Consider the following 16,490-nt stretch of genomic DNA (forward strand, 5'->3'; position numbering starts at 1 on the left):
AAAATTTAAGCATTTTAAGGTCTGCTCTGATTATGACCTCAAAATAGTATGACTGTCCATAGTTTAACCTTAAAATTTCAATACTTTAAGGTTAAACTGACCTCATCACCTCAAATGATGCCAAAGAGAAACTGTTCGCAGGAAAGCCACTGAAGAAATATGAAATGTTAATCGCATCAGAGAGTCATTAAATACGAAGAATAATAGTTGAAATAAAGGGTTTCCATATAGCATGAGCACCATCTTTCCAGGGGATACCCAAAAACCCTATAAACAAGAAAAGCCTGTAGTTTCCTACAGGCTTTCTTTAAGATTTGGCACCGACCTACTCTCCCACGTGTTACCGCAGTACCATCGGCTCTGGTGGGCTTGACTTCTCTGTTCGGAATGGGAAGAGGTAGACACCACCGATATAGGCACCTAAATATTTTTATTGTTTTCTTGCTCCTTATTGGTGCGGTCAAACAATGACATATTATTGAAAGAAGTTAAGTTAGGAAGAACAAACAACAGTTTATTGCTCTTGAAAGCTTCGGATTATTAGTATTACTCGACTTTGATGTCACCACCTTTACATCTGTAACCTATCAACGTAGTAGTCTGCTACGGTCCTATATGGAATTCTCATCTCGTGGCTAGTTTCGCACTTAGATGCTTTCAGCGCTTATCTATTCCCAACGTAGCTACTCTGCAATGCCCCTGGCGGAACAACAGATTCACTAGAGGTTAGTCCAACCCGGTCCTCTCGTACTAAGGTCAGCCCCACTCAAAATTCCTACGCCCACAACAGATAGGGACCGAACTGTCTCGCGACGTTCTGAACCCAGCTCGCGTGCCACTTTAATCGGCGAACAGCCGAACCCTTGGGACCTTCTCCAGCCCCAGGATGTGACGAGCCGACATCGAGGTGCCAAACCTCCCCGTCGATATGAGCTCTTGGGGGAGATCAGCCTGTTATCCCCAGCGTACCTTTTATCCTTTGAGCGATGGCCCTTCCATGCAGAACCACCGGATCACTATATCCGTCTTTCGACCCTGCTCGGCTTGTCTGCCTCACAGTCAAGCAAGCTTATGCTATTGCACTCCTCATACGGTTACCAAGCGTATTGAGCTTACCTTTGAAAGCCTCCGTTACCTTTTTGGAGGCGACCACCCCAGTCAAACTACCCATCAAACAATGTCCCCCCCGAAAGGGGTTAGACACCGAATACAAAAAGGGTGGTATTTCAACGTTGACTCCAGAACGCCTAGCGACGCCCCTTCATAGTCTCCCACCTATCCTACACATCTTGTATCCAATGTCAATGTTAAATTGTAGTGAAGGTGCATGGGGTCTTTCCGTCCCGTTGCGGGTACCCGGCGTCTTCACCGGGACCACAATTTCACCGAGCTCATGGCTGAGACAGCGCCCAGATCGTTACACCATTCGTGCAGGTCGGAACTTACCCGACAAGGAATTTCGCTACCTTAGGACCGTTATAGTTACGGCCGCCGTTTACTGGGGCTTCGATTCAATGCTTCTCCTTGCGGATGACATCCCCTCTTAACCTTCCAGCACCGGGCAGGTGTCAGGCCTTATACTTCATCTTTCGATTTTGCAAAGCCATGTGTTTTTGTTAAACAGTCGCCTGGGCCTTTTCACTGCGGCTGATATTGCTACCAGCGCCCCTTCTCCCGAAGTTACAGGGCCATTTTGCCGAGTTCCTTAGCCATGATTCACTCGAGCACCTTAGAATTCTCTTCCCGGATACCTGTGTCGGTTTGCGGTACGGGTTTTTATAACCTGAAGCTTAGCGGTTTTTCTTGGAAGTCTGATTACCTGCGCTATCTACGCCCCCGAAGGTTTGCAGTACTATCGGGTTTCAGCTAGATCTGCGGATTTACCTACAGTCCTAATACCTACGCCCTTTAACGATCTATTCCGTCAGATCGCGGCAGTGTCACTACTCCGTCCCCACATCGCAGTTATAAAAAGTACTGGAATATTAACCAGTTGTCCATCGAATATCCCCTTCGGGTTCTCCTTAGGCCCCGACTAACCCTGATCCGATTAGCGTTGATCAGGAAACCTTATCCTTTCGGTGGGCGGGTTTCTCTCCCGCCTTATCGTTACTTATGCCTACATTTGCTTTTCCAGAAGCTCCACCACAACTTACGTCATAACTTCGCTGCCGCTGGAATGCTCCCCTACCGTAATATTAATATTACCCATAGCTTCGGTGTATAGTTTAATGCCCGTTTATTATCCATGCCCGATCGCTCGACTAGTGAGCTGTTACGCACTCTTTAAATGAATGGCTGCTTCCAAGCCAACATCCTAGCTGTCTATGCAATCGGACCTCGTTAGTTCAACTTAACTATAACTTGGGGACCTTAGCTGATGGTCTGGGTTCTTTCCCTCTCGGCCCGTGACCTTAGCACCCCGGGCCTCACTGCAGTGTATATTATATAGCATTCGGAGTTTGTCTGGATTTGGTAGGATTTGACTCCCCCGCACCCAATCAGTAGCTCTACCTCTATATAACTTAACCACCACGCTGTTCCTAAAAACATTTCGGGGAGTACGAGCTATTTCCCAGTTTGATTAGCCTTTCACCCCTACCCACAGATCATCCGGAAACTTTTCAACGTTTATCGGTTCGGTCCTCCAGTACGTGTTACCGCACCTTCAACCTGTCCATGGGTAGATCACAAGGTTTCGCGTCTACCTCCCCTGACTATACGCCCTATTCAGACTCGCTTTCGCTTCGGCTGCGTGTCTTAAACACTTAACCTTGCCAGAGAAGAGTAACTCGTAGGCTCATTATGCAAAAGGCACGCCGTCACGCCACCTGGACGCTCCGACCGCTTGTAAGCACACAGTTTCAGGTTCTATTTCACTCCCCTGTTCGGGGTTCTTTTCACCTTTCCCTCACGGTACTGGTTCACTATCGGTCTCTCAGGAGTATTTAGCCTTACCGGATGGTGCCGGCAGATTCCCACAAGGCGTCTCCGACCTCGCGGTACTCAGGATACTACTAGGCTAATGTTACTTACGTGTACGCGGCTCTCACGCTATATTGCCAGGCTTCCCATCCTGTTCCACTTCATTTCATTAATACCACATCGTAGTCCTACAACCCCACATATGCCGTAACATAAGTGGTTTGGGCTCTTTCCCTTTCGCTCGCCACTACTTAGGAAATCATTATTATTTTCTCTTCCTCTGCTTACTTAGATGTTTCAGTTCGGCAGGTTTGCGTACATTGTACGACTAGTCTTCAACTAGCCAGGTTTCCCCATTCGGAAATCTTCGGATTAATTCATATTTGCTAATACCCGAAGCTTATCGCAGCTTATCACGTCCTTCATCGCCTCTGAGAGCCAAGGCATCCCCTGTGTGCTCTTATTTACTTTCTTCTCTCCATAGCCTTTTGCGCCTATGGAAATGCTTTTTTTGATTGTTGTTATCTCTACGGATTGAATAATTGCTTATTCATTCCTTCAAGCTAACAACGTCTCTATTGTTGTTTGCTCTTCTTTTTTAACTTCTTCCAATATGTCAAAGAACTTTAGTTCCCCTGATCACAATCCGTGATCATATTTATCAGCCTTTTGTATTAGGCATGGGTAATGGTGGAGAATAACGGAGTCGAACCGTTGACCTCCTGCGTGCAAGGCAGGCGCTCTAGCCAGCTGAGCTAATCCCCCTTAGAATATATCTGTAGTCCCGAGCAGATTTGAACTGCTGACCCCTACATTATCAGTGTAGTGCTCTAACCAAACTGAGCTACGGGACTATTTGTTATTCGAGCAGATTGTATTTGAGTATTGATTTCTCAGTTCACAAATCCTTGTCTTACTCTGCAAATACCTTCTCTCAGTATGGAACACTATTATGATGCTTCATCCTATGGGTTTTTCTTTTGAGATTTTTTTGTCATTTATATCATTTACGTAGCGAGTAGTCTGAACTACTCCAGAAAGGAGGTATTCCAGCCGCACCTTCCGGTACGGCTACCTTGTTACGACTTAGCCCCAGTTATCGGTTTTACCCTAGGACGCTCCTTGCGGTTACATACTTTAGGTACCCCCAACTTCCATGGCTTGACGGGCGGTGTGTACAAGGCCCGGGAACGTATTCACCGCGTCATTGCTGATACGCGATTACTAGCGAATCCAACTTCAAGAGGTCGAGTTGCAGACCTCTATCCGAACTGTGAATGGCTTTTTGAGATTTGCTTGCTGTTGCCAGCTTGCTGCCCTCTGTACCATCCATTGTAGCACGTGTGTAGCCCCGGACGTAAGGGCCATGATGACTTGACGTCGTCCCCTCCTTCCTCTCTGTTTGCACAGGCAGTCTGTTTAGAGTCCCCACCTTAACGTGCTGGCAACTAAACATAGGGGTTGCGCTCGTTGCGGGACTTAACCCAACACCTCACGGCACGAGCTGACGACAGCCATGCAGCACCTAGTTTCGTGTGATTGCTCACTGATCTATCTCTAGATCATTCACTAACTTTCAAGCCCGGGTAAGGTTCCTCGCGTATCATCGAATTAAACCACATGCTCCTCCGCTTGTGCGGGCCCCCGTCAATTCCTTTGAGTTTCACCCTTGCGGGCGTACTCCCCAGGTGGAATACTTAACGCTTTCGCTTAGCCGCTAACTGTGTATCGCTAACAGCGAGTATTCATCGTTTAGGGCGTGGACTACCAGGGTATCTAATCCTGTTTGATCCCCACGCTTTCGTGCCTCAGCGTCAATGACACCATAGTAAGCTGCCTTCGCAATCGGTGTTCTGTGACATATCTATGCATTTCACCGCTACTTGTCACATTCCGCCTACCTCTAGTGTATTCAAGCTCATCAGTATCAAGGGCACTGCGATGGTTGAGCCACCGTCTTTCACCCCTGACTTAATAAGCCGCCTACGCACCCTTTAAACCCAATAAATCCGGATAACGCTTGGATCCTCCGTATTACCGCGGCTGCTGGCACGGAGTTAGCCGATCCTTATTCCTTCGGTACATTCAGCTACTTACACGTAAGTAGGTTTATTCCCGAATAAAAGCAGTTTACGACCCAGAGGGCTGTCTTCCTGCACGCGGCATGGCTGGTTCAGAGTTGCCTCCATTGACCAATATTCCTTACTGCTGCCTCCCGTAGGAGTCTGGTCCGTGTCTCAGTACCAGTGTGGGGGGTCATCCTCTCAGATCCCCTAGTCATCGTGGTCTTGGTGAGCCGTTACCTCGCCAACTAACTAATGACACGCATGCCCATCTTAATCCTATAAATATTTGATCATTGTACAATGCTGTACTGTGATTTTATGCGGTGTTAATCCGAATTTCTTCGGGCTATCCCCCTGATTAAGGTAGGTTGCATACGCGTTACGCACCCGTGCGCCACTTTCGTGAAGAGCAAGCCCTTCACTATCGTTCGACTTGCATGTATTAGGCCTGCCGCTAGCGTTCATCCTGAGCCAGGATCAAACTCTCCATTGTAAAATGTGTGGTTTGAACGCTGACCATTCTTAACTTGTTAATAATAGTCTTTATTCTTTTTTTGTATTGTCTGTCAGATTCTGACTTGAAAAAATAGCTTTGGTTTTCATGTACTTTGAAACGGTACTATCTTACCTCGCTACGCTATAAATGACATCTCTTTAATGAACTTTTCGAATCTCCTCGCGGTTCTTCTTTTATGTTGCAATCTTCTTTTCTCTGTTTCCTCCAGGTCTTAATGTTCCTGGTTTCAGTTTCAAACTTCTGATCGTTTCAGTCTTTTTGTTTTTGTTACTAAACTCCGTTTGGTAACCCCCGTTTTCGTTGGGACTGCAAAGGTAGAAATCTTTTTGTTATTGTCAAGCTTTTTCTTAAACTTTTTTACTTTGTTTTATCTGGTTATTAAACCGGTCAAAACAACCTCTGACATCTCTCTACTGCAATCTTTCAAATCCTTCTCTCTGTATCAACCTCAATCTTTCTCTTCCTCCGAAGCGGGATGCAAAAGTAGGAAAATTTAACCGGTCTCAAAACAATTCATCCATTATAATTGTATCGCACCCATAACTGCATGATTTACAGCTACAAAAACATCAAACAGACTTAACGTAAGGCACACACGAATCCACGATCAACTATAAACAGCCTTTAAAACAAGGGACAGAATACAAATCAACGTATATAGTATATATATACTATATACCTATTCAACAAAAAAGGGGCTGCCAAACCAGCAACCCCAATAGTTCTTCATCCGGATGACGATCCAAAATTCTATTTATTAATGCCCCTCAGCACTTCTCCACTCAACGTTACCGTTGCACTGTCTGATAGGTTATAATGAGTTTTAACAATTTTCGGATTCAAAAGTTCGATTGTGCTCCTGCCCAAAACACTCAAATCGGCAAAACCAATCTGATTCAAGGCATCAACGGTTAGAGATGCACCTTCCATCCCTGCTTCGCCTACCCTCGCCTTTAAGGTTGCCACCTTTACCTCATCCATATGGATCGACGTAAATTTACCAAGCCTAAGGTCTAATAAATCTCCGGTCAAACCTTTAACGCGGATTCGCCCGTTATCATAAAATCGCTTCTGTGCATGTTGCTCTTTGGTAAAAGAAGAAGCCGTGTTTATGATGTTCAAACTATTTGAAAACAGAATGATGTCACCTTCATTCGTACGAAAACCTTTTTCTCTAGCTTCATCCGTCAGGTCAATCGTTAACGTAGTTCCAGCCTGTCCAACCTTAACAAGCCCCTTAATCCGGTTACTGATCCATAATCCTTCTTTTGCCCCTTTTTCTACATTGATGACCAATCTGTTTGCAGAATTGATCCGGACTTCTTGCAGGCCTTTGGCCTGACTAAACTCCATCTCATTGAAACGATTTTTATAACCACCTTTTTGATAAGATGCTTTCAAAGAAAAGTTATAAGCGGTCAGCATTCCCAAGGAGACAACCGCAGTTGCGATAATAAATATAGTGCTCAATTTCATCTTTTTTAATTTTATGTGTTACGATTACTTCTGGTAATGTTCCGATTTAAACTTTTCAAAGCGTTCTTCAATCTCTTTCATACTGATATCCAGGAGAAATATATTTCTGAAAAATTCAGGGAGCTCATTTCCAAGGAAGCGTTCCTTACTGTAGCCCTTTATTTTTTCTCCGGCATCAGCGGTAATAAAGAAACCTATTCCCCGCTTATTCAGAATCACTTCTTTATTCTGTAAAAACTCATACGCCCTGACTACCGTATTCGGGTTTACCTGTAATTCCACAGCCAGTTCTCTAACCGAAGGGATTTTCTCATTAACCGGCCATTTACCCAGCATAATATTTTCACCAACATAAGCAGCAATCTGCAGATATATGGCTTCATTTTCTCTAAATTCCATCTCAGACCTCTTTTTCTTTCAATTTAAAATAAGCCCCTATCCACAATAGTCCAATGCAGGCCAGGGATAAGCCAAACATAACCGGTTCAATAGAAGGTAATGGACTAATCTGATAATAATGGCCTCCTTCCTGTATACCAATACTAACAAAAGGCACAACCTTCTCCAGTTTCACATCGAAGAGCGCATCCGCTATAGGCTGATTGACCAAAACCGCCAACAGACAAAGCAACAATACCACAAAGGCGGTTTTTATAAAATGGATCTTTTCGAAAAAGATGGCTCCCAGGAAAGCCAGGCTATGAAGAATCGCATAGAACAAAAAGACAAGTTTATAATCCTCTTCTGCTGAGAACACGTTCATGATCTTCAATCCCTGACTTTCCCCAGAGTTACCAATCAGAAGAACCAGGTAGTCTACCGCATAAAAACTCACTAAAAAAATCAACTGAAAAATCACAAAGGAATAAAGCCAGGCCACTAAATACTTTTCAAAATGAGAAACCGGCAGAGTAAGCATGGAAATTGACTTCCTTTTATCTCCAAAATCTGAAAAGACCATACTTGTAAAGATTGATCCTGCGCTCAGCAAGAAAACCCAGAAAATCGCAAGCTGGGCTTTTTCATGAATGGGACCACCGCTTACATAGGAAGAAAATCCAAGTATCGCCGCCAACAGGCCCAACAATACGGCTACAGACAGTAAATAGGTTTTATAATATTCGGTAGTATGTTTACTAAAAAGAAGCGAAAATCTTCGAAAGCTAAATGTATTGTTCATGGGGCGTTATTTTAAAATGTCAGTTACTGATTTATGACCACTAATGATGGCATTGAAAAGCATTTCCATGTCTACCTTACTAAAAGTTTCATTATGGTTTTCGCTAATCGTATTGATGCCTATCGCATTTGATTCCTCATACAAAATCGCAGCTTTGTTGGCCTGCGCAGTCGTAGTAAATTGAAGGCGTTCGGCAATTTCATCCAGACTGCGGTTCAGCACAATCTCCTGTTCGTGTAAAACAAGCACGCTATCGATCAGGCTATCCAGGTCACGGATCTGATGTGTAGAAATAACGATGCAACGTTCATCGGTAAGTGCTCCTGCAATGATTTTTCTGAATTTAACTTTAGAAGGGATGTCCAGGCCATTGGTAGGCTCATCCATGATCAGCAAAGCGGTATTCGTAGCCAAACCAAAAGCAATCATTACTTTTTTCTGCTGACCAAAAGACAGTTTACCCAATACGCTGGAAACCGGAACATCAAACTCCGCCAGCATTTTAAAATACTGTTCTTTATTAAACTTAGGATAGAAGTGCCCCGTGCTTCCTGCAAACTGACTGGCAGTAATGGATGGCAAATGCATTTCCTCAGGAATAAAGAATAATTCCTGCAAAAAACCTGGTAAACGGTTCGCGGAATGGTACCCTTTTAGGGAACAAAGTCCTTCCTGAGGAAAGACCAGACCTGCAAGGTTTTTAAGAAGGGTTGATTTTCCCGCCCCATTCTTACCCAGAAGACCATAAATATGGCCCATCTGAAGCTTCAGGTTTAGGTTTTTGAACAACAGGTTCTTTTTGCTGTATCCAAAAGTTAAATTGGAGATTTCTATCATAGCGTTACAAATTTAGTGTACCACTTCACTAGTACACTACAAATGTATACAATAGAATTACTTCTCCAAATATTTTATGCTTTTTTTATTTTCCAGCCCCCCAATTGTTGCTGAATCCCCCATAGGTGATGGTATAAACCCTGCTTCTTTAAGAACAAGAATCTGATCTGCATTTCTAATCGTGGCCAATTATGTGCTACAACAAAGAACTCTTTGATACCAGGGTTTTCGGAAAAAATTCGGAATTTCACCAGACAAAATGAAACTAGCATAAGCCTACCGTTTTACAAAGGGTAATCAACTTAGCTTTTGAGCTCATGAATACAGATAAAAACAATAGATGCTGACGAATAATGAACTAATGATAGAAAATTCAGATAAAGCCATGGCAGATTTTCTGCAAAACAAATCAGCAGTCAGCATTGCGCTTTTCGAAGAACTGGCCGCTACTTTCAAAGCAATCGGAACGGTGGAATTCCATGCGGCGAAAACCATGATTGCCTTTTCCGCCAGGATAAATTTCGCTTACGTGATACAGATGGGAAAAGATTTTATAGATATCGTACTCCCTTTTAAGCAGCCTTACGAAGACAACTTATGCTTTCGAAAAATCAAAGCCGTACCAGGCAGTGACGATTACAACCACCATCTGCGAATTTACCTGCCGGAGGACTTAAACGAGGAAGTATTCAGCTACCTCCGGATGGCCTATGAAAACGGAAAATAAAACCCTGCCATTTTAAGGTAGGATTTCAAATTCCTGTTTCAATTTAATGTCTTCGGAAGACTGACCAATCATGACCCTGAATTTACCTGGTTCCACCCTCCAGTTCATGTCTTTGTCTAAAATCGAGAGGTCATCCGGATGGAGTATAAAACGGACTGTTTTCTCTTCTCCAGGAAGCAATGTAATCCGCTCAAATCCCCGAAGGTCGGAATCGTAAGTCGTCACACTGCTCACCAGATCTTTAAGATAAAGCTGCACCACATCATCTCCTTTACGTTTACCGGTATTCTTCACCCTTACACTTACCTCAATATCCGAACCCGCTTTCTGTGTCGGCTGTTTAACCTCCAAATTGCTATATTCAAAATCCGTGTAACTCAAGCCATAACCAAATGGGAACAATGCCCCATTTACACTGGTTTTGCCATAGCCATTGTTTCCACTACTTGGCTGTCCCGCCTGCGAAGCCGGCTTAAAAGGAAAGTTATATTCCAGCTGACCAACAGATTTAGGGAAGGTGATCGGGAGTTTACCTCCGGGATTATAATCACCGAATAAAGTTTCTGCAATAATGTTTCCACTTTGGGGGCCAGGGAACCAGGCTTCCAGAATTGCCGGTAAATAGCGGTTTTCCCAATTGATCGTTAAAGGCTGTCCATTGATCATCACCATGACCACTGGCTTTCCCGTGGCATGAAGTGCCATCAACAATTGTAATTGTCTGCCGGGTAGGTTTAATCCGGTACGGGTAAGGCTTTCTCCTACTCTTTTCTCATCTTCCCCAACCACGGCAATGATCACATCGGCCAGTTTAGCCTGTGCAACAGCTTCGTCAATTCCTGCCTGCTCAGCAGCAGAAAGAGGACTCGGAATAATTTCACTTTCCGGCCAGTTGGGATCAATGATGTCACAACCTTTCACATAATTCACCTGAGCATTGCCAGCAGTATATTTTTTGATGCCATCCACAACCGAAGTGACCGGGTTATTCGAGGGGCCATACCTGCTCGTTGTATAGTTTACCTCGGCAGCCAAAGGGCCGGTCACCAGAATATTTTTCAATTTATTCAGTGCTAAAGGCAAGAGGTTTTGCTCATTTTTCAAGAGCACCAGCGACTGGCGACTGAGTTCTGCTGAAAAGGCTTCGCTCTGCGCCGTATGTACCACCTGGTCTGAGGCTTTCGTATTCGGTACATAAGGCCGGTCAAACAGGCCCAACCTGAATTTAACCCGCAATACATGAGCGACCCTTTCATCGATCGTTTTCATGGAAACCTTTCCTTCGCTGATCAATTCTCTTAAAGGCATGATGTATTGCTCCGGCATGGTAAAATTGGTCCGCACATCCAGTCCGGCTTCCACCACCTGTTTGATCGCCCCTTTATAATCATCCACCACATGATGCTTGGAATAAAGGTATTCTACAGCCTCACTATCAGAAACAATGTATCCCTTAAACCCATATTTTTCTCTCAGCAGTTCGGTCAGGAAATAATGGCTTCCGGTAATCGGAACACCGTCGTAATCATTATAGCTACTCATCACTCCCATCGGCGAAGCTTCCTGAACGACTCTTCTAAATGGATAAAGGTGAATCTGGTGTAACTCTCTTAAGGCCACATGCGGATCGGTACGTGCGTCCCCATCTCTCCCACCTTTAGGCACACTATATACAGCAAAGTGCTTTAAGGTTGCTGCGACTCCGTTTTCCTGAATTCCCAGTACCATTTGCTTGCCCAGTTCGGCAATGTGAAAAGGATTTTCCCCATAACATTCTACGACCCTTCCCCAGCGCTGGTCTCTGGCGGGATCTAAAATAGGGGCATAAACATTGGTATAACCCAATGCTTTGGCTTCGCGGCCAACAATATCCCCGGCCTGCCTTACCATAGCCTTATTCCAGGTACTTCCAATATTTATAGGTGCAGGTAAAGGCGTTGCCCGGTCATGACAAAGCCCATGGATGCCTTCATTGGTAAAATCAACCGGAATTCCCATTCTTGTTTCTTCGATAAACCATTTCTGAAGTGTATTGATGGCATCTGCATGTTTACTGAAGGGATAAGAATAAGCGGTTTGAGCCTTTTTATTATAGGCGAGGCTGTTTAAAGCTTCGTCAATATTGGCAATCCCATCCTTCCAGACCTTTGTTTTCCATTCGGGCGTAGGCATCTCTTCTTTCAGGACTCTTCCATAACCGTATAAGGTCGCCATCTGACAAGTTTTCTCTTCCACTGTCATTTGAGAAAGCAGGTCGGCAATTCTTTTTTCTATTTCCTGAGATGGATCTTCGAAAACATCCTTCTTTCCGTTTTTATTAAAGTCAATCCAGTTTTTTTGGTAGATATTTTTATGTTGGGCAAATGAAGCACTCTCCAAAGAGAAGAGGGCAGCACAAAGCATCAGCGTCTTTTTCATTCGTATATATTGTTTTATTATAGTGATGAAACGGTCATGATCTTATCTTCATTTGCTGATCTGAGCGGTAAGATCATCATGGTTTCCTCATGATGGGCAATTGCAATGTCCGGTTTTCTAAATCCTACTAAAATAAGGTAATTTAATTATTCCGGAATGGCATTTTCCTCAGTGATTTTAGCATTTCTTCTTTTCCCTGATTGTCGGATTTAAACTTCCGCAGATTTGATTTGACGGACATCATGAGCTGATAATCGGACATCTGGAGCAAGCTGTCTTTCGCAGGGCGATACCTATCCATAAACAGGTATAAAGAATCGCCATCAAGCCGGGTAAGGCTTCCTACCAGGTCCGTACTGAACCTGGAATCCACATAGGCTGAGGATTCGTCCCGCAGCAGTTTCCGCTTAAATTTATTCTCTTTGTTGTTTTTCCTGGTTAACATTCTCGCAAGGCCGAGCACATCTAAGGTAACCATCTCAAAGGGCAGGACCTTCCGGCTTGTGGAAAGGGGTACAAATACAGATTTCCAACCTGGTTGTTTGTAATTGAAATTCCTGGCATATTCCTTTCTAAGTTTCAAAGAATCTTCTTTATGGTTTCTCTTTGAAAAAATAGCCACCTCGTTTAAGGACAAGGCCTGCTCCTTCAGTTCGATTAGAAATTCCGTTTTCAGACCGGCTGTATAAACCAGCTGATAGGGCGCATAATTAAATCCTGAGAAGTGGAGGGTATCATTTTTCGAGGGAATTAAAGCAAATTCACCATTAGCTCCAGTAGTCGTTTTTCCGTATTTTATCCTGATCAGGATATTGGCTAAAGGACGTTTTGATTCCTGATCAATTACTTTTCCTCTGATTACCTGTGCCTGAACAGTACCGAAAATCAACATACAGCAGAGCAGACTGATTGCTTTCATATTCCTGTAAATATAAATGCTTGCTGATCTGGCCCTGATAAATTAACAATCTTTAACTTAGGTGTTAAGGGCTGTTAAACCTGTTTTGATTTCCAGTTCATTTTCATATATACAGTCCCGTTTTTTAACTCGGTTAGCATTTGTTGCATCCTTTTCTCTTTTGTATCCGGCAGCTTCGCCCTTTCAATCCAACCGAGGTAATCGTTTTGCTGGTATAGCCAGAGCCGGACGAGACAGCCAAAAGACAGCTTGTCCATTCCTAAAAAGGCTATACAAAAAAACAGTGTATGGAAATAACAGAAACAGAATTTATCATTTCAGAAAGAAGGAGTAAAAATCAGCGTTATGACAAGCGATTAATAGCGCATATTGTGGAGCTCGAAGCCCAAGGCGTTCCCCGTAGAGATCTTATGGAAGAATACGGTATGTCAAGCAGCACGCTTGTAGAATGGCTGGGAAACTCGGGTTTATCGGGTTCAAAACGTAAATCCTATACACCGTCAGAAAGACGTTCGGTAATTCGGGCGGTAGAAAACGGTATGAGCATTCGGGAGGCCCAGGTTTCATATAATATTTCCCATCCAAGTATTATAAGACACTGGATCAAGAAAAATAAGGAAGAAAATGTAGAGATTAGCCTTCTCAAACCTCTAGAAGTGGCCAAAAACACGACAACTGATTCCAGTAGTACAGAACTCGAAGCTTTACAAAAAGCTTTGGCAGAGGCCAATTTGAAAATCCAGGCCCTTGATACTCTGATCGATATTGCAGAAGAACAGCTTAAAATCGACATCAGAAAAAAGTCTGGTGCCAGGCAGTCATCAAAATGAAACAGGACTTCCCAAAACTTGGGATCAGGTTGCTGTGCAGACTGTTTGGCAAAACAAGACATGCGTATTACGACCACCAGTGGCGAGTACAGGATGAGGGTTTAAAAGATGAGATCATTTTGCAGCATGTACTGCGTATTCGGGAAAAGCAAAAGCGAATAGGTACGTTGAAACTGCATTTTATGCTGCAGGAAGTGTTGTCAGCGCACGATATTAAAATTGGAAGGGACTATTTATTTCGCCTAATGCGGGAGCATGGCCTCCATATCAGAACACGAAAAAGGAAAGCGGTGACAACTAATTCAAGGCATTGGATGCGAAAATATAATAACCAGATCAAGGAATTGATCATCCACCGTCCCGAACAGGTCTGGGTAAGTGATATTACTTATATTCAGTTGACAAAACAGTGGGGATATCTAAGCCTTATCACAGATGCCTATTCTAAAAAGATCATGGGATGGGCTTTTAGGACTGATTTATCTGCTCAAGGATGTATAGACGCGCTTGATATGGCTGTCAAAACACGTAAACACCCCCAAGATCAGCTCATACATCATTCTGATCGGGGATCACAATATTGTAGTAAAAACTATGTGGACCTGCTTACCGAAAATCAGGTAGCAATAAGCATGACTGAAAATGGAGACCCTTATGAAAATGCAATAGCAGAACGGGTAAATGGAATATTAAAAGCGGAGTTTGATATGCATAGTTCTAAAGCAAGTTTTAAAGAAACAACAAAGAGAATCAGAGAGAATATTCAAACTTATAACCAACTAAGACCGCATGCAAGCTGTGATTATCTCACACCAGAACAGGCGCATCTTAAACGGGGAATCTTTAAGAAAAGATGGAAGCCTAAAAAGTACAAAACAAAGGAAAATCAAACTTGTATAACCCGATCAGGAATAACAAATTTGAGTGTATAGTCAATTTAAAATTAATTCAATAACCTGTATAGCCATACACGGATAAGACAGCTTTTATCTATACAGGCTCTAACCTCGCTCTATACTCGGTCTATACTCGGTGCAAGCCCGCTTGAAAGCCTGTTAAAGGCGGGTAAGGAACGCGTCAAAACCGGGGCAAAAACGGAGCTTCCTGCAACCAGGTATCCACTTGTCACTTAGCTGCCGGATTCCGTACCTTTACCCGGCTTTTTTGAACGTAAAAATGTGTCTTATAAAACCTGATTTGTTAAATTATGTTAAGGGTTTGACGGGATGAAACGCTTTACATAGCTTAGCGTCCTATTATTTTTAATTGACGTTATCGTATTATTAACTTATCTTTGCAGAATGTTTAAAATTAAACACGTATTACTATTAAGTTTCACCATCATAGCCCTGACTATCGCGGGTTGCAAAAGCCAGTTTGAAAAAATCAGATTGAGCAACGATGTAGCCAAGAAATATCAGGAGGCGATGAAGCTCTACAACAAGAAGAATTATACCAAAGCTATCATTCTGTTTGAAGACCTTTCGCAGAAATACAGAGGAAGGGCAGAAGCCGAAGACTTAAATTATTACTATGCCCTAACCCTATATAAATTAAGGGATTATACCACTGCAAGATATCAGTTTAAATCATTTGCTGATACTTATCCAACCAGTAAATATGCAGAAGAATGCAGATACCTGGGTGCTTATTGCTATTACCTGGAATCACCTAAATTCTCATTAGATCAGGAGAACACTTACAAAGCAATTGATGCTTTACAGTTGTTTATCAACTTCTATCCTAAGAGTGAGCGTGTGGCTGATGCCAGTAAATATATTGCCGACTTACGTTCGAAACTGGAAACTAAAGCATTTGAAAATGCGAAGTTATATTTCGACCTGGGCGGATGGGATATCAGTAATTATAAATCGGCCGTTATTGCTTTGAAAAATGCGCAGATTGATTTCCCTGATATTAAGTATGCGGAAGAGATGGATCTTTTGATCGTTAAATCTCAATATAATTATGCAAAAAATAGTATTGAATTACGTCAGGAAGACAGATATAACGAAGCCATCACCTATGCTGATGAATTTGTAGAAGCTCATCCTCAGAGTAAATTGGTTGATCAGGCTAAAGCTTTAAAGAAAGATAGTGAAGAAGGTATAGCACATGCAAAACGTGTAATTGCCGAGTTCCAGAAGGACCAGGAAAAATATAAAGCAATGCTTGAAAAAGAAGCTAAAGCAGACAGTACCAATACCAAAATTAAAACCCCAATCAAATAATGAACACGAACAAACCTGCTGTACCGAATACTACGGTTACTAGAAATGTTAATGATTTAGATCAAAAAACTGAGAATATCTATGAGTCTTTAGTAATTATTTCTAAAAGGGCTAATCAGATTTCAAACAACATTAAAGAAGAATTACACGGTAAATTAGCTGAGTTTGCTTCTTCAAATGACAACCTGGAAGAGATCTTTGAAAACAGAGAACAAATCGAAATCAGTAAGCATTATGAGCGTATGCCTAAGCCTTCATTGATTGCTATCGATGAGTTCCTGAATGATAAAATTTATCACAGAAACCCTGCTAAAGAGCAACAATAAGATCAGGCATAGGTATTCAATTGCATTCTTGCATTAAA

12 protein-coding genes, 2 tRNA genes and 3 rRNA genes are annotated in these 16,490 nt (G+C 42.9%); 5 read left to right on the forward strand and 12 right to left on the reverse strand.

The window, feature by feature from the left end:
• Positions 1 to 312: 312 nt before the first annotated feature.
• The 9 genes from rrf to AAFF35_RS24100 all read right to left on the reverse strand — a co-directional run bounded on the left by rrf (position 313) and on the right by AAFF35_RS24100 (position 9,001).
• Positions 313 to 424 (reverse strand): 5S ribosomal RNA (gene rrf, locus AAFF35_RS24060).
• A 97-nt stretch (positions 425 to 521) separates the two neighbouring features.
• A 23S ribosomal RNA gene (locus AAFF35_RS24065) occupies positions 522 to 3,399 on the reverse strand.
• A 214-nt stretch (positions 3,400 to 3,613) separates the two neighbouring features.
• Positions 3,614 to 3,690, reverse strand: a tRNA-Ala gene (locus AAFF35_RS24070).
• Between the two features lie 14 nt (positions 3,691 to 3,704).
• Positions 3,705 to 3,779, reverse strand: a tRNA-Ile gene (locus AAFF35_RS24075).
• Positions 3,780 to 3,962: 183 nt separating this feature from the next.
• Positions 3,963 to 5,484, reverse strand: a 16S ribosomal RNA gene (locus AAFF35_RS24080).
• The 16S, 23S and 5S rRNA genes sit together here with 2 tRNA genes alongside, the layout of an rRNA operon.
• Before the next feature lie 774 nt (positions 5,485 to 6,258).
• Positions 6,259 to 6,984, reverse strand: a complete 726-nt coding sequence (locus AAFF35_RS24085; RefSeq protein ID WP_342329099.1) for a hypothetical protein — start codon at positions 6,982 to 6,984, stop codon at positions 6,259 to 6,261.
• A gap of 24 nt (positions 6,985 to 7,008) precedes the next feature.
• Positions 7,009 to 7,383, reverse strand: a complete 375-nt coding sequence (locus AAFF35_RS24090) for a GntR family transcriptional regulator (RefSeq protein WP_342329100.1) — start codon at positions 7,381 to 7,383, stop codon at positions 7,009 to 7,011.
• 1 nt (position 7,384) lies between these two features.
• Entirely contained in the window at positions 7,385 to 8,164 is a 780-nt protein-coding gene (locus AAFF35_RS24095) for a hypothetical protein (protein WP_342329101.1), read from the reverse strand.
• 6 nt (positions 8,165 to 8,170) lie between these two features.
• Positions 8,171 to 9,001: an ABC transporter ATP-binding protein gene (locus tag AAFF35_RS24100; RefSeq protein WP_342329102.1), complete on the reverse strand. Its 831-nt coding sequence runs from the start codon at positions 8,999 to 9,001 to the stop codon at positions 8,171 to 8,173.
• A gap of 340 nt (positions 9,002 to 9,341) precedes the next feature.
• Between AAFF35_RS24100 and AAFF35_RS24105 the strand changes: the two genes are divergently transcribed.
• Positions 9,342 to 9,728 carry a DUF5655 domain-containing protein gene (locus tag AAFF35_RS24105; RefSeq protein ID WP_342329103.1) on the forward strand — a complete coding sequence of 129 codons (387 nt, stop codon included), beginning with the start codon at positions 9,342 to 9,344 and terminating at the stop codon, positions 9,726 to 9,728.
• Between the two features lie 12 nt (positions 9,729 to 9,740).
• On the opposite strand, the gene AAFF35_RS24110 is transcribed toward AAFF35_RS24105, so the two are convergent.
• The 3 genes from AAFF35_RS24110 to AAFF35_RS24120 all read right to left on the reverse strand — a co-directional run bounded on the left by AAFF35_RS24110 (position 9,741) and on the right by AAFF35_RS24120 (position 13,322).
• A complete protein-coding gene (locus AAFF35_RS24110; RefSeq protein ID WP_342329104.1) occupies positions 9,741 to 12,146 on the reverse strand; it encodes a glycoside hydrolase family 3 N-terminal domain-containing protein in 2,406 nt (801 codons plus the stop codon).
• A 142-nt stretch (positions 12,147 to 12,288) separates the two neighbouring features.
• A complete protein-coding gene (locus tag AAFF35_RS24115; protein WP_342329105.1) occupies positions 12,289 to 13,065 on the reverse strand; it encodes a carboxypeptidase-like regulatory domain-containing protein in 777 nt (258 codons plus the stop codon).
• Between the two features lie 74 nt (positions 13,066 to 13,139).
• A complete protein-coding gene (locus tag AAFF35_RS24120) occupies positions 13,140 to 13,322 on the reverse strand; it encodes a YdeI/OmpD-associated family protein (RefSeq protein ID WP_342329106.1) in 183 nt (60 codons plus the stop codon).
• A 30-nt stretch (positions 13,323 to 13,352) separates the two neighbouring features.
• On the opposite strand from AAFF35_RS24120, the gene AAFF35_RS24125 reads away from it, so the two are divergent.
• The 4 genes from AAFF35_RS24125 to AAFF35_RS24140 all read left to right on the forward strand — a co-directional run bounded on the left by AAFF35_RS24125 (position 13,353) and on the right by AAFF35_RS24140 (position 16,452).
• On the forward strand, positions 13,353 to 13,895 hold the full coding sequence (locus AAFF35_RS24125; protein WP_342328045.1) for a hypothetical protein: 543 nt from the start codon (positions 13,353 to 13,355) through the stop codon (positions 13,893 to 13,895).
• Positions 13,892 to 14,827, forward strand: a complete 936-nt coding sequence (locus AAFF35_RS24130) for an IS3 family transposase (protein WP_342328044.1) — start codon at positions 13,892 to 13,894, stop codon at positions 14,825 to 14,827. Before AAFF35_RS24125 ends, AAFF35_RS24130 begins: the two co-directional genes overlap by 4 nt.
• 369 nt (positions 14,828 to 15,196) lie before the next feature.
• Positions 15,197 to 16,126 (forward strand): outer membrane protein assembly factor BamD, encoded by a 930-nt coding sequence (gene bamD / locus AAFF35_RS24135; RefSeq protein ID WP_342329107.1) that lies wholly within the window; start codon positions 15,197 to 15,199, stop codon positions 16,124 to 16,126.
• Positions 16,126 to 16,452 (forward strand): DNA-directed RNA polymerase subunit omega, encoded by a 327-nt coding sequence (locus AAFF35_RS24140; RefSeq protein ID WP_069379952.1) that lies wholly within the window; start codon positions 16,126 to 16,128, stop codon positions 16,450 to 16,452. The genes bamD and AAFF35_RS24140 overlap by 1 nt, the downstream gene beginning before the upstream one ends.
• The last annotated feature ends 38 nt before the right edge of the window (positions 16,453 to 16,490 follow it).

The organism is Pedobacter sp. FW305-3-2-15-E-R2A2 (assembly GCF_038446955.1).
GTDB lineage: Bacteria > Bacteroidota > Bacteroidia > Sphingobacteriales > Sphingobacteriaceae > Pedobacter.

Excerpts from the sequence above, each read along its gene's own strand:
- AAFF35_RS24085 (WP_342329099.1), bottom strand. The coding sequence starts at position 6,984 with ATGAAATTGAGCACTATATTTATTATCGCAACTGCGGTTGTCTCCTTG.
- AAFF35_RS24090 (WP_342329100.1), bottom strand. The coding sequence starts at position 7,383 with ATGGAATTTAGAGAAAATGAAGCCATATATCTGCAGATTGCTGCTTAT.
- AAFF35_RS24095 (WP_342329101.1), bottom strand. The coding sequence starts at position 8,164 with ATGAACAATACATTTAGCTTTCGAAGATTTTCGCTTCTTTTTAGTAAA.
- AAFF35_RS24100 (WP_342329102.1), bottom strand. The coding sequence starts at position 9,001 with ATGATAGAAATCTCCAATTTAACTTTTGGATACAGCAAAAAGAACCTG.
- AAFF35_RS24105 (WP_342329103.1), top strand. The coding sequence starts at position 9,342 with ATGCTGACGAATAATGAACTAATGATAGAAAATTCAGATAAAGCCATG.
- AAFF35_RS24110 (WP_342329104.1), bottom strand. The coding sequence starts at position 12,146 with ATGAAAAAGACGCTGATGCTTTGTGCTGCCCTCTTCTCTTTGGAGAGT.
- AAFF35_RS24115 (WP_342329105.1), bottom strand. The coding sequence starts at position 13,065 with ATGAAAGCAATCAGTCTGCTCTGCTGTATGTTGATTTTCGGTACTGTT.
- AAFF35_RS24120 (WP_342329106.1), bottom strand. The coding sequence starts at position 13,322 with ATGGACAAGCTGTCTTTTGGCTGTCTCGTCCGGCTCTGGCTATACCAG.
- AAFF35_RS24125 (WP_342328045.1), top strand. The coding sequence starts at position 13,353 with ATGGAAATAACAGAAACAGAATTTATCATTTCAGAAAGAAGGAGTAAA.
- AAFF35_RS24130 (WP_342328044.1), top strand. The coding sequence starts at position 13,892 with ATGAAACAGGACTTCCCAAAACTTGGGATCAGGTTGCTGTGCAGACTG.
- bamD (WP_342329107.1), top strand. The coding sequence starts at position 15,197 with ATGTTTAAAATTAAACACGTATTACTATTAAGTTTCACCATCATAGCC.
- AAFF35_RS24140 (WP_069379952.1), top strand. The coding sequence starts at position 16,126 with ATGAACACGAACAAACCTGCTGTACCGAATACTACGGTTACTAGAAAT.